11 protein-coding genes are annotated in these 13,266 nt (G+C 61.4%); 3 read left to right on the top strand and 8 right to left on the bottom strand.

Going from position 1 to position 13,266, the window contains the following annotated elements; genetic code table 11:
- Window positions 1–28 precede the first annotated feature (28 nt).
- Window positions 29–829 (bottom strand): YdcF family protein, encoded by an 801-nt coding sequence (locus IB144_RS14320; protein WP_038431717.1) that lies wholly within the window; start codon window positions 827–829, stop codon window positions 29–31.
- Window positions 830–1,209: 380 nt separating this feature from the next.
- Between IB144_RS14320 and IB144_RS14325 the strand changes: the two genes are divergently transcribed.
- On the top strand, window positions 1,210–2,535 hold the full coding sequence (locus IB144_RS14325) for an MFS transporter (protein WP_032417093.1): 1,326 nt from the start codon (window positions 1,210–1,212) through the stop codon (window positions 2,533–2,535).
- Window positions 2,536–2,740: 205 nt separating this feature from the next.
- On the opposite strand, the gene IB144_RS14330 is transcribed toward IB144_RS14325, so the two are convergent.
- From IB144_RS14330 to IB144_RS14355, 6 genes are read right to left on the bottom strand one after another with little or no spacing between them, the layout of a single operon-like run.
- A complete protein-coding gene (locus IB144_RS14330; RefSeq protein ID WP_009760658.1) occupies window positions 2,741–4,171 on the bottom strand; it encodes an amino acid permease in 1,431 nt (476 codons plus the stop codon).
- A 9-nt stretch (window positions 4,172–4,180) separates the two neighbouring features.
- The gene (gene astE, locus IB144_RS14335; protein WP_038431721.1) at window positions 4,181–5,176 is read right to left on the bottom strand and encodes a succinylglutamate desuccinylase; all 996 of its coding nucleotides are present in this window, start codon (window positions 5,174–5,176) and stop codon (window positions 4,181–4,183) included.
- Window positions 5,177–5,186: 10 nt separating this feature from the next.
- Window positions 5,187–6,527: an N-succinylarginine dihydrolase gene (astB, locus tag IB144_RS14340; RefSeq protein WP_004190366.1), complete on the bottom strand. Its 1,341-nt coding sequence runs from the start codon at window positions 6,525–6,527 to the stop codon at window positions 5,187–5,189.
- A 21-nt stretch (window positions 6,528–6,548) separates the two neighbouring features.
- Window positions 6,549–8,015 (bottom strand): succinylglutamate-semialdehyde dehydrogenase, encoded by a 1,467-nt coding sequence (astD, locus tag IB144_RS14345; protein WP_047682107.1) that lies wholly within the window; start codon window positions 8,013–8,015, stop codon window positions 6,549–6,551.
- Entirely contained in the window at window positions 8,006–9,028 is a 1,023-nt protein-coding gene (gene astA / locus IB144_RS14350; RefSeq protein WP_004140076.1) for an arginine N-succinyltransferase, read from the bottom strand. The genes astD and astA overlap by 10 nt, the downstream gene beginning before the upstream one ends.
- Before the next feature lie 18 nt (window positions 9,029–9,046).
- On the bottom strand, window positions 9,047–10,252 hold the full coding sequence (locus IB144_RS14355; protein ID WP_004176366.1) for an aspartate aminotransferase family protein: 1,206 nt from the start codon (window positions 10,250–10,252) through the stop codon (window positions 9,047–9,049).
- A 169-nt stretch (window positions 10,253–10,421) separates the two neighbouring features.
- Between IB144_RS14355 and IB144_RS14360 the strand changes: the two genes are divergently transcribed.
- The gene (locus IB144_RS14360) at window positions 10,422–10,568 is read left to right on the top strand and encodes a hypothetical protein (protein ID WP_004224524.1); all 147 of its coding nucleotides are present in this window, start codon (window positions 10,422–10,424) and stop codon (window positions 10,566–10,568) included.
- Between the two features lie 212 nt (window positions 10,569–10,780).
- Window positions 10,781–12,055, top strand: coding sequence for a Glu/Leu/Phe/Val dehydrogenase (locus tag IB144_RS14365; RefSeq protein WP_188200918.1), 1,275 nt, complete (start codon window positions 10,781–10,783; stop codon window positions 12,053–12,055).
- Window positions 12,056–12,210: 155 nt separating this feature from the next.
- On the opposite strand, the gene IB144_RS14370 is transcribed toward IB144_RS14365, so the two are convergent.
- Window positions 12,211–13,209: an aldo/keto reductase gene (locus IB144_RS14370; protein WP_032439946.1), complete on the bottom strand. Its 999-nt coding sequence runs from the start codon at window positions 13,207–13,209 to the stop codon at window positions 12,211–12,213.
- Window positions 13,210–13,266: the final 57 nt, after the last annotated feature.

Here is a 13,266-nt window from a genome sequence, read left to right on the forward strand (position 1 = left end):
CGACGAATCTGCCGTAAACGGGCATTTTTCAGCCGAGGGTGCGGGCCTGCAGCGCCCCGGCAAGCTGGGCGTCCTCCCGCAGCTGTCGCCAGGCGTCGAGGATCTCCGGCGGGAAGGTGACATGGCTGATGAAGTCTTTTCCCCGCGGACCGTACCCTTCAGGGGTATCCTGCAGGCGCGGCAGCTCGCCCAGCAGCAGCGCCAGGTAGCGGGTGACCGGCCAGAGCCCCGCTCCGCCGCCCGCGAACCCCAGTTGGCCATCGGTCTGCTCCAGCACCGGCGAGCAGCCTGGAAAGCTCAACCACTGCGGCGGCGTCGTCGCCCCCTGCCAGACGCGGGCGAAGGTAGCCATGGTTCGCCGCTGCATAGTCGGGTCCTGAATGACGATCCCGCGACGATGGGCGAGCCCCCGGCTCTCCAGCGTGGTCCGGGTAAAACGGGCGTTCTCACCGCAGTTGGTTGACTGGTCCTCCACCACCAGCCGCGAATGGGGGATGTGCCAGTAGTCATGAGCAATGTCGGCCAGAATATGCGCTTCCGGGCGGCCATCCACCGGCAACGTACGGTAACGGGGATCCTGGCGCACCGCCTCGTAGAGATAGCCCGTAGAATGTCCCACGCCGCCGCTGATCAGCAGCGGGACCGCCTGCGCCGCCGCCAGACGGCAGGCGGCGTCGATGGTTGGGATCACGGCGTTGCCGGCCAGCACTACCACGTCCACCTGCGGCAGCGCGGGCAGCGTCGCCAGATCGTCCTGCGCCAGCCAGGCGCCGACCTGGTTAGCCGCCGCCAGCGTCGCTGCCGACAGCGGAGGAAATTGTTCTGCCATTCTGTCTCCTTAATCCTCTCTCAGCCGAGCGGAGAGGATGCTTTCGCTATCATAAACGCCGCCTGCCGGGAGGCATAGCGGCGTCGATTTGTAACCATTTTGAAATAACAAGAAACATCTAAAAACAGGCGGGTTGCACCTGAACAACTCACTATGAAAATAACAAAAAACAGCAAAATCAGGTGGAAAATAAAAAATAGCGTCGCGGTTATACCAGTTCAAAGCGCGCCATAATGCCCAGTTTGCCAGCGATAAACTTGCCAATTGTAACCTTCAACCCTAAGTTGCTTAACAATTACACAACCTTTTCACATCAGGTTGCACCCTGCTCGTACAGAGTGACACCTGACCTATCTACCGTGGCGGGAGAACGTTTCGTAATGAGCAATCCACAAGACAACACTGCATCCATTCTGCAGAAAAACAAGAAGGTACTGATCGCGAGCCTGACAGGCAGCGCCATCGAATGGTTCGATTATTTTCTCTATGGCACCGCCGCCGCGCTGGTGTTCAACAAAATCTTCTTTCCGATGGTCGACCCGGTTATCGGCCTGATCCTCTCCTGGCTCTCCTTCTCGCTGACGTTTTTTATCCGCCCCATCGGCGGCGTGATTTTCGCCCATATCGGCGATCGCATCGGCCGCAAGAAGACGCTGGTGCTGACCCTGTCGCTGATGGGCAGCGCCACGGTGGCGATCGGCCTGCTGCCCACCTACGAGATGGTGGGCCTCTGGGCGCCGGCCCTGCTGATTACTCTGCGCATTATTCAGGGCATGGGTATCGGCGGCGAATGGGGCGGCGCGCTGCTGCTGGCCTATGAATACGCGCCGGAAAAGCGGAAAGGCTTTTTCGGCAGCATTCCCCAGGCCGGGGTGACCATCGGCATGTTGATGGCGACATTTATCGTCTCGCTGATGACGCTGTTCGATGAGGCGCAGTTTCTCGCCTGGGGCTGGCGCATACCGTTCCTGCTCAGCTCCGTCCTCGTTTTTCTCGGCCTGTGGATCCGCAAAGATATCGACGAAACGCCCGCCTTTAAGCAGGTGAAAAAATCCGGCCAGGTGGCGAAGGCCCCGCTGCGCGATACGCTCAAGCACCACTGGCGGGAAGTGCTGATCGCCGCCGGCCTGAAAGTGGTGGAGACCGCCCCCTTCTATATCTTCTCCACCTTTGTGGTCAGCTACGCCACCACCACCCTGAGCTATCAGAAGTCGCAGGCGCTGGAATCCGTGACCCTGGGCGCGCTGGTGGCCACCGTGATGATCCCGCTGATGGGGCTGCTGTCAGACAAGGTGGGTCGGCAAAAGATGTACACCCTGAGCGTGGTGCTGCTGGGGCTGTTTATCGTCCCGTGGTTCCTGCTGCTCGACACCGGCACCGGCTGGGGCATCATGCTGGCGACGATCGTTGCCTTCGGCATCCTGTGGGCGCCGGTAACCGCGGTGCTCGGCACCCTGTGCTCTGAGATTTTCAGCGCCAATGTGCGCTATACCGGGATCACCCTCGGCTACCAGCTGGGCGCCGCGCTGGCCGGGGGCACCGCGCCGCTTATCGCCACCGGTCTGCTGGCGAAATATGACGGTGACTGGCGGCCGGTGGCCATTTATCTGGGCGTTACGGTGGCGATTTCGCTGCTGGCGATATTCTGCGCCAGCCGGATGAAGTCCGCGCTGGGCACGGCCCCCTCCCGGGCGGAAAGCGCCTGACCGCAGCCCGCCAGGGCTACTACGGAGCCGACTATCCCGCCCGGCGGCGCTGCGCGTGCGCGGGCCTGGGGGGATCGCGCCGCGGGGGATACCGCTTATCCCAGGTCCGTAAGCATGTAGGCCTGGTAAGGCGCCAGCCGCCACCGGGCAGAAACAGGCGTCAAGTCTTCCCCCCTGCTTAGCCGGCCGCCAGGACCGGCGGGTGTCAGGCGCTCTGGTTGTCCAGCTGAAGCTGCCCCTCGCGCCGCTGCTTCAGCTTCCAGAAGCCCCACAGCGCGATAAACCACAGCGGAGAAGCCAACAGCGCCAGCAGCGTGTCCGGGTCAAAGATCATGATGAAGATAGAGAACGCGAAGAACAGCAGGCTCCCCCAGCTCATCACCACCCCGGCGGGCATCTTAAAGATCGACCCGGCGTGCAGGTCCGGACGCTGACGGCGGTAAACCAGATAGGCCACGAGGATCATCCCCCAGCTGAACACCACCATAATCGCCGCCAGGGTCGAGACGATGGTGAACAGGGTCATCACGTTCGGCACCAGAAACAGCAACAGCGTGCCGATCAGCATGCAGAAGCAGGAGAACAGCAGGCTGCGTACCGGAATGCGGGTACTGCGCGACAGGATACGAAACTGCCAGTGCGCATGCTTCTCCACCGACAGGCCGTACAGCATGCGGGTGCTGGAGAAGACCCCGCTGTTGGCCGAGGACATCGCCGAGGTCAGCGCCACAAAGTTAATCACCGCCGCGGCTGCAGGCAGCCCGGCCTTGGCGAACAGCGTCACGAAGGGGCTGGTCTCCGCCGACACCCCCGGCCACGAGGCGACAGCGATGATCACCACCATCGACAGCAGATAGAAGATGATAATCCGCAGCGGCAGAGCATTGATCGCCTTGGGCAAAATGCGCTGCGGATCGCGGGTCTCCGCCGTCATGGTGCCCAGCAGCTCAATGCCGGTAAAGGAGAAGATCGCTATCTGGAAGCCGGCGAAAAAGCCGGTGATGCCGTGGGGCATAAAGGCCGTCGGGTCGGTGAGATGGCTGAGGGAGGCCGTCACGCCGTCCGGGGAGGTCCAGCCGGTGGCAATCATCCAGCCGCCGGTGCCGATCAGGGCGATAATGGTGATCACCTTGATCAGGGCGAACCAGAACTCCGCCTCGCCGAACATTTTCACCGACAGCAGGTTAAGCAGGAACAGAATCGCCAGCATGCTGAGGGCCGGCATCCACGCCGACAGTTCCGGGAACCAGTACTGCATATAGCTCCCGCAGACCACCACGTCGGCGATACAGGTCACCACCCAGCTTAGCCAGTAGGTCCAGCCGAGGTAAAAGCTGGCCTGCGGCCCGAGATACTCGCCGACAAAGTCGGCAAACGAGCGGTAGTCATGGCGGGTGAGCAGCAGCTCGCCCATCGCCCGCATCACCATATAGGTAAAGAACCCGACCAGCACATAGATAACCAGGATCGAGGTGCCGGCGACGGCGATGTTGCGCCCCGCCCCCATAAACAGCCCGGTGCCGATGGCGCCGCCGAGGGCAATCATCTGGATATGGCGGGCGCTGAGCCCGCGCTTAAGCTGTGACGCGCCTTCACCTCCGGCGGCAGGTGACGCCTGATGTTGATGTTCAGTCATGGTGTTTCCTCAGGCTGGTTGCGGGAGACGAAGGTCAGCGGCGCGGAGCAACAGCCCGGCGCGCTGGCCGGTGGCGACCCCGGCGTTGGGAAAGAGGATATAGGGGGCCCGGGCCTGCACCACCCAACGTTTCTCTGCCTGGCGGGCGATCTCATACCCTGCCGGGAGCGCGGTGAAGTTTTCAACGTCTGCCGCGAGATTAAGCGTAAATTCCCCCTCGCGCTTGATAATGCTCTCCTCGACCAGGAAGTAGTCCACCGGCGCTTTGTCGCGCGGCGGCAGCGGCGCATCAGCGATCCAGGCCCGGATCGCCGCGTCGGCGGCGGCGAACAGGCTGAGATCGTTGGCGCCGAACGGCATCACTTTCCCCAGCTCCAGGGTGGCGCTTTGCGCGGCGAACTTTTCGCAGGTGAAATGGGTGAAGGTGCCGCCCGCTTCGGTATGGCGCACGACGGCGTCCATCCCGCTGGCCTGCAGCAGCTGATAGAAATCGGGCGAAAAATCCCCGGCGTGGGCCGGGAGCAGCGCAAACTGGCGATACAGCGATCCGCGAATGGCGGTGTGCATATCGAGATGACCACGGTTGACCGGCCCCGCCGCATCGGCGGCGCGATAAAAAGCCTGCACCGCCTGCTCCAGCGCAAAAGCCCGCCGCGACTCATTTCCCGGGGTGACCGCCAGATGGCGGCCGCCGAACAGGCGATTCAGGTCGTTATGCAGATAGCGGCGCGCGGCGCGGATCGCCGGCAGATTACCAAAGACGATCAGCAGCGCCTGCGTGAGCGGCTGCCGCCCCTGGCTCAGATCGTGGGTTAGCTGCAGCAGCAGTTCAATCGGCGCGGTCTCATTGCCATGCACGCCGGCGGAGAGGATCGTCGCCCGGCGCCACGGCGCCGTCGGCAGCAGCTGTAAAATGCCCTCGCCCAGCCAGCGGGCCTCGATGCCCGCCGGAAAGGTCCACGCCTGCAGGCGGCAGTGCAGTAAATCGTTAACCAGGTGCTCCATCTGCCGCTCCTTAACGCTGAAAATCATAGACCGCGCCGAGGCGCAGGATCTGCGTCAGCTCATCCAGCGCCTGATAAACCTCGCGCAGCAGCTGCGGGTCCGCCAGATCGCGGGCATGCAGCCGGTCGCGATAGTGTTTTTCCACCCATGCCGTCAGCTGCTGATAACGTTCGTCGTTCATCAGGCTATGGGCGTTGACCGCCTGGCGCTCCGCCTCGTTGAGCACCACCCGCAGCCGCAGACAGGCCGGGCCGCCGCCGTTGCGCATGCTTTCCCGCAGGTCAAAGACCGCCACTTCATCGATCGGCGATGCGCTATCGGCGGCGAGATCGCTGAGATAGCGCCAGACGTTTTCCCGCTGGCGGCACTCCTCCGGCACCACGATCAGCATCTTGCCGTCTGGTTTGCTCAGCAGCTGGCTGTTGAACAGGTAAGAGGCCACGGCGTCGTCGAGCGAAACCCGCTCGTCCGGCACTTCCACGCTGGTGAACGGGATATCCAGACTGTCGCTTTTAGCCCGCAGCGTGGTCAGCACCGCCGCCTGATCGACAAACGCCTGCTGATGGTGGAACAGCACATGGCGATTGCTGACCGCGATGACGTCGTTATGAAACACGCCGCGATCGATAGCCTGCGGCGCCTGCTGGGCAAACACCGTGTAGCGCGGATCCAGCTGATGCAGGCGGGCCACCGCTTCGCTGGCCTCGAGGGTCTGCCGCGCCGGATACTTCACCGGGGCGATACCGCCGCTGGCGCGTCGACCATAGACGAAAAACTGCACCCCCTGCCGGTCATATTCCCGGCAGAAGCGGTTATGGTTGGCCGCCCCTTCATCGCCGAGGTCGCCATGCTGCGGCAGCGCCGCATGGTGGGCAAAGTAGCGCGGATCGGCGAACGTGGCGCCCAGGATCGCCGAGGTGGTGGGTGCCTCCTGCATACGGTGCAGCTTATTGTTCAGGTTGGCGACGGTGAAATGGACTTTGCCATCGGCGCTGTCCGCCGACGGTGAGACGGTCGCCGCGTTGGCGGTCCACATCGACGAGGCGGAGCTGAAGGCGGAGAGCAGCTGCGGCGCCGCGTGGGCCGCCTGCCGGATAACCTGCTCATCGCTGCCCTGGAAACCCACTTCGCGCAGCAGACGCAGATTCGGCCGCGGCTGCGGCGGCAGAATGCCCTGCACGAAGCCGCGGTCGGCCAGGGCTTTCATTTTATACAGCCCCTGCAGCGCCGCCTTTTTAGGGTTAGAGAGACCATCGCGGTTATTTTGCGAGGCTTCATTGCCGACGGAGAGTCCGGCGTAGTGGTGCGTCGGGCCGACCAGGCCATCAAAGTTTGCTTCAAAACCAGACATATGTCCTCACAGGATCCGTTATCAGAATGGCAGGCCCGGCGATACCGTCGCCGGAAGCGTCAGCGTATCGCTGACCAGAGAGGCCATCGGCCAGGCACAGTAGTCGGCGGCGTACCACGCTGCCGCGCGATGGTTGCCGGAGGCGCCCACCCCGCCAAACGGCGCTTTACTCGATGCGCCGGTCAGCGGCTTGTTCCAGTTGACGATCCCGGCTCGCGCCTCGTCCGCCAGCTGATCAAACTGCGCCGCATCGCTGGAGATCAGCCCGACGGCCAGGCCATAGCGGGTCTGATTGGCGAGGCGAATCGCCTCCGGGAAGCCGTCGTAACGGATAATCGTCAGCAGCGGGCCAAAGTACTCTTCATCCGGCACCTCAATACCGGTGACGTCGACGATCCCCGGGGTCAGCACCGTGGAGCGCGGGTCAGGCTGGCGCATGCGCAGCAGCACCTTGCCGCCGAGCCCCTCCAGTTTTTGCTGCGCCGCCAGCATGTTCTGCGCAGCGTCGAGAGAGATCACCCCGCCCATAAACGGCGCCGGCTGATCATCCCACTTGCCGGCGCGGATCTGCGCGCTGGCCTCTACCAGCCGCTGCAGCAGCGCATCCCCCTGCTCGCCGCGCGGCACGAGCAGCCGGCGCGCGCAGGTGCAGCGCTGCCCGGCAGAGATAAACGCCGACTGGATAATCACATGCAGCGCCGCATCGATATCGGCCGCGTCGGCGACGATCAGTGCGTTGTTGCCGCCCATCTCGAGGGCCAGCATCTTCTCCGGCTGGCCGCCGAAGTAGCGATGGAAGTGGAAACCGGCCGCCGCGCTGCCGGTGAACAGCACGCCGTCGATATCACGATTTTCCAGCAGCGCCTGGCCGGTGGCTTTTCCGCCCTGCAGCAGGTTGATCGCCCCGTCGGGGATGCCCGCCTGCTGCCACAGCTGGACGGTCATTTCAGCGGTAGCCGGCGTCAGCTCGCTGGGTTTAAACACAATGGTGTTCCCGGCGATCAGCGCCGGAATGATATGTCCGTTGGGCAGGTGGCCCGGGAAGTTGTAGGGGCCAAAGACCGCCATCACGCCGTGCGGTTTGTGGCGCAGCAGCGCTTTACCGTCCGGCAGCGTCGACTCATGAAAGCCCGTCCGCTGGTGATAGGCCTCGATGGAGATCGCGGCCTTGCCGATCATCGCCTGCACTTCGGTGCGGGTCTCCCACAGCGGCTTGCTGGTCTCGCGGGAAATCAGGGTCGCCAGCGCCTCTTTATGCGTCTCCAGCAGCGCGGCAAAACGCTGTACGACGTCAATACGCTCGGCCAGCGGCCGGTGCGACCAGGGATAAAACGCCGCGCGCGCCGCGGCGCAGGCCGCCTGGACGTCGTCAGCCCCCGCGCTGGCCGCCTGCCACAGCAGCGACTGATCCTCCGGGGCCAGTTTGCTCATCGTTGCGCCGCTGCCTGGCAGCCACTGCCCGGCTATAAACTGTGCTTTTACCGCCATGATCTGTTGTCCTCTGGATTCAGGGTTACCGTATAAACGCGGTCGGTTTCACTGACCTGCAGCGCGTCCAGCGCGGCGCTGTCAAGCGAGACCTGCTCTTCGTGGGCCACCAGCAGCGCCCGAAAGTTGTCGAATTGACCGTTGGCGACGAGGGTCGGCGCCGGCAGGTCGCCCATCAGCTGCCGGACAGGCAGACGCTGGCTGTCGCGCACGGCGCGGATCTGATCGGTGTCCGCCTCCAGCACCGGACCGGCATCGAAAATATCCACCGAGCCGCGCCAGCTGAAACCCTCTTTCTCGAGGATCGCCCGCGCCGGGGCGGTATTGGGATGCACCTGACCGATGACCCCGCGGGCCGCTTCCGGCAGCAGTGAGATATAGATCGGGTACGCCGGCATCAGTTCGGCAATAAAGGTTTTCATGCCGGTGCCGGTCAGCCGGTCGGCATCGGCGAACGGGATGTCGAAGAAATGATGGCCCAGCGCATCCCAGAACGGCGACTGTCCCTGCTCATCGCTGCAGCCGCGCAGTTCGGCAAACAGATGCGGGGAGAACCACTCGCGAAAGGCGGCGATAAATAAAAAGCGCGCCTTGGAGAGCAGCAGACCATTGCGGTTGCGCTGATACGCCGGGTCGAGAAACAGCGTACACAGCTCACTATGCCCGGTGTGGTCATAGCTGAGATTAAGCAGCTCCTGGGGCTTATAGACTCCCAGCGCTTTCGAGGCGCGCACCGTTTTCTGAATGCGAAAATTGTAAAACGGCTCGTCCAGGCCCACTGCGACCTCAATGGCGCTCACCCCCACCACCCGCGCCAGCGCGGTGTCCTCCAGCACAAACAGGAAACCCTGCTGGCTGCGCGGCAGTTCGCCGGCGAAGGTCTCGATACTGCGCCGGATCCGAGCCGCCAGACGCCCGACGTCATGCGGTAAGGAGGTCATGCCGACCCCCGCCCGCGCGGCGAGGCGGACGATGTCGTCGAGATCGTTTTCCCGTACGGGACGAAATAGCATCACAGGCCGTCCTCCCGGTTAGCGGGTTAAGCGGGCAACGGCGCGATCAAGGCGCACGAAGGCTTCCGCAATATCCGCCAGCGGGATATTGAGCGCCGGCGCGAAGCGCAGCACGTCCGGGCCGGCAATCAGGGCGATCAGCCCCTCTTCCGCCGCCAGGTTGGTCAACGTTTTGGCCTTGCCGCGCAGCGGCCCCGCCAGCTCAGCGCCGATCAGCAGACCGGTGCCGCGCACGGCGCTGAACGCATCGTAACGGGCAGAGATCGCATTCAACTGGTCAACGATCAGCGCATGGCGCTCGCCAACGCCCGCCAGCAGCGGCGCATCGAGATGGGCCAGCACGGCGTTAGCGACGGTTGCCGCCAGCGGGTTGCCGCCGAAGGTGGTGCCATGGGTGCCTGGCTGGAAGACCTGCGCCCAGGCCTCTTTCGCCAGCATCGCGCCGATCGGGAAGCCGCCCCCCAGCCCTTTGGCGCTGGTGAGAATGTCCGGGACGACGTTGTAATGCTGGTAGGCGTAGAGATGGCCGGTACGCCCGGCGCCGGTCTGCACCTCATCGAATATCAGAGTGGCATGATGGCGATCGCAGAGGGTACGCAGCGCCTGCAGGAACGCCGGGTCCGCCGGGATCACACCGCCTTCGCCGATAATCGGCTCGACGATCACCGCGCAGGTGCGCGAGGAGATCGCCGCGGTGACCGCCTCGATATCGTTATAGGGCAGATGGGTAATGCCCTGCGGCAGCGGAGCATAATCGCTGGAATATTTCGGCTGGCCGCCAACGGAGACGGTGAACAGCGTGCGGCCATGGAAGGCGTGGTTGAAGGCGATGATTTCGCTTTTTTCACCGCCAAACTTATCGTGGGCATATTTCCGCGCCAGCTTAAGGGCCGCCTCGTTGGCTTCGGCGCCGGAGTTGCAGAAAAACACCTTGTCGGCAAAGGTCGACTGCACGAGGGTTTTTGCCAGCTGCAGCACCGGCTCGTTGGTATAGCCATTGCCGATATGCCACAGTTTCGCCAGTTGATCCTGCAGGGCCTGAGCCAGCGCCGGGTGAGCATGGCCCAGGGCGTTCACTGCGATGCCGCCCGCCATATCGATATACTCTTTCCCCTGCTGGTCCCAGACGCGGGAGCCCGCCGCTCTGACCGGAATAAACGGCGCGGGGGCAAAACAGGGAACCAGGTAAGCGTCAAAATCTTCGCGAGTCATACTGCCTGACATAATTTATCTCCGGAACGTAAGACGACGGAAAACGCTCCCGTCGCGTTGGACAATCGACATTAACCCTGCCTCTCGGCTTATTTTGGGCACGAGCGCACCCGCTGCGATGGTAAAAATATTCACCACAGAAAAATAAAGCCCTATTCTTTTTGCGGGTAATTGTTAATTCATGGTTAATGCCATGTTGTTGTGTGGGCTAATGCTGGCCTGTGAACAACAAGATTGTCAATACGGGCAAAAGCAATTTATTCACTTTTTGAAGATCATCAAGATAATGAAAAACATAGAAAAAATATTTTCTTATGCACTTAAGTGAATAAAAAGTGAATTAAAATGCACAGCTTGCGGGTGGTTGACGTGCGTAGTTATTCACTTAAAAAATAAAAAATCTAACAAAAATTTAAAAATCGGAATTGCCGTCAAATACCGCTTTATAAAATTGGTGATACCATTCATTGCACAGAGTTTACTGCTGTAGCTATTCCACGGTTTTACACGACATAAATAACACTGAGAAACAGGACTCTTATGGAAAAGTTATCTTACGCATCTGAAAGTAGTACATCTCCATGGACCACCTACCTGCGCCAGATCGACCGCGTCGCGCCTTATCTCGGCGATCTTGCCTACTGGGTGGAAACCCTGCGCCATCCGAAACGCGCGCTGATCGTCGACATTCCTGTGCAAATGGACGACGGCACCATCCGCCACTTCGAGGGCTATCGCGTTCAGCACAATCTGTCGCGCGGACCGGGTAAAGGTGGTGTTCGCTACCATCCGGATGTCGATCTTAACGAAGTCATGGCACTTTCTGCCTGGATGACCATTAAGTGCGCCGCGGTCAATATTCCTTACGGCGGGGCCAAAAGCGGCATCCGCGTCGACCCCTTCTCCTTGGCGGAAGGGGAACTGGAGCGTCTGACCCGCCGCTACACCAGCGAAATCGGCATTATTATCGGGCCGCAGAAAGATATTCCGGCGCCGGACGTCGGCACCAATGGCAAAGTGATGGCATGGATGATGGACACCTACTCCATGAACCATGGCACCACCATCACCGGCGTGGTCACCGGCAAACCGATCCACCTCGGCGGCTCCCTCGGTCGTGAAAAAGCCACCGGACGCGGCGTGTTTGTCACCGGCCGGGAAGTTGCCCGTCGCGCCGGTATCGAAATTGAAGGCGCCAAAGTGGCGCTGCAGGGCTTTGGTAACGTCGGTAGCGAAGCGGCCCGCCTGTTCGCCGGCGTCGGCGCTCGTATCGTGGTTATTCAGGATCATACCGCGACCCTGTATAACGAAGGCGGAATCGATATGGCCGCCCTCACCGCCTGGCAGGCGGAGAAAAAGCAGATTGCCGGTTTCCCGGGCGCCCAGGAGATCGATAAAGACGCCTTCTGGACCACTCCGATGGACATCCTGATCCCGGCGGCGCTGGAAGGGCAAATCACCCGCGAGCGCGCTGAGAAGCTGACCTGCAAACTGGTGCTGGAAGGGGCCAACGGCCCAACCTATCCGGAAGCGGACGACGTGCTGGCCGAGCGCGGCGTGATCGTGGTGCCGGACGTTATCTGCAACGCCGGCGGGGTGACCGTCAGCTACTTTGAGTGGGTACAGGACATGGCCAGCTTCTTCTGGAGCGAAGAGGAGATCAACGCCAAGATGGACCGCATTATGACCGACGCTATCGTGCACGTCTGGGATAAAGCCGCCGAGAAAGAGTGTACGCTGCGCACCGCCGCCTATATCGTGGCCTGCGAGCGCATCCTGATGGCGCGTAAAGACCGCGGCATCTACCCGGGCTGATCCCCATCAGCAACCGCATCAGGGGTGGCCTTGCGCCGCCCCTTTTTTTCTTTGCCGCGCCGTTAACCGCCGAGGATGTGCGCTATCTGACGAGGAGTTGTTCGGCAAAGGTGACAACGTCACGCAAGTAATAACCATCCGCTGCCCGTAGGGGATTATTTTTCGATTAAATCAAAGTCGCCCTGGGTATAGCGTAAGCCAGTGATGTTGTCGGCAGTGAAAATATGTTCGATGGTGAGGATGTCCTCCGCCGCGAGGGTAATATTCGCGGCGCCGGCATTGTCGCGCAGGTGAGCAATTTTCCTCGCCCCCGGGATAGGCACGATATCCTCGCCTTTGCTCATCACCCAGGCAAGGGCAATCTGCGCAAGGGTCGCGTCATAGCGGGTGGCCACCTGCTGCAGGCGCTCAAGCAGCAGCTGGTTTTTGCGCATGGTTTCGGCCTGGAAGCGCGGCAGATGGCGGCGGAAATCATCCGCTGACAAAACGCCGGGATCGGTAATTGTCCCCGTCAGGAAGCCGCGGCCAAGCGGGCTGTATGGCACAAAGCCGACCCCCAGCTCGCGGCAGGTGTGGAGAATACCGGCCTCCGGCTCGCGGCTCCATAGCGAATATTCCGTCTGCACGGCAGCGATCGGATGTACCTTGCAGGCCCGGCGCAGCGTCTGAGCAGATACTTCCGACAGACCGATATGGCGAATTTTACCCTCTTTAACCAGATCGGCCATAGTGCCCACCACCTCTTCCACCGGTACCGCGGGATCGACGCGGTGCTGATAGAGCAGATCGATGGTCTCGACATTCAGTCGCTTCAGCGACCCTTCCACTGATTCGCGAATATGTGCCGGACGGCTGTCAACGCCGGCCATCCGCTCCAGACCCTGGCCGGTCGGCAAAATACGAAATCCAAATTTGGTGGCAATCTGCACCTTATCGCGAAAACCTTTAATCGCTTTTCCGACCAGAACTTCATTATCGAAAGGACCATATACTTCGGCGGTATCCAGGAAGGTCACGCCCATGTCCATGGCGGCATGGATCGTATTTATCGCCTGCGACGTTTCAGCGCCGCCATAGGCAAAACTCATCCCCATACATCCGAGACCTAATGCGGAAACCTGAAATTTCTCTTTTCCAAGATAACGTGTTTTCATCTTATTTTCCTTAATTGCTGAATGGCATTAAATATATACTTCCCTTTCATATTGATA

Origin of the sequence: Klebsiella sp. K4 (assembly GCF_014596785.2) — a bacterium.
In the GTDB taxonomy this organism is placed as follows: Bacteria; Pseudomonadota; Gammaproteobacteria; order Enterobacterales; family Enterobacteriaceae; genus Klebsiella; species Klebsiella pneumoniae.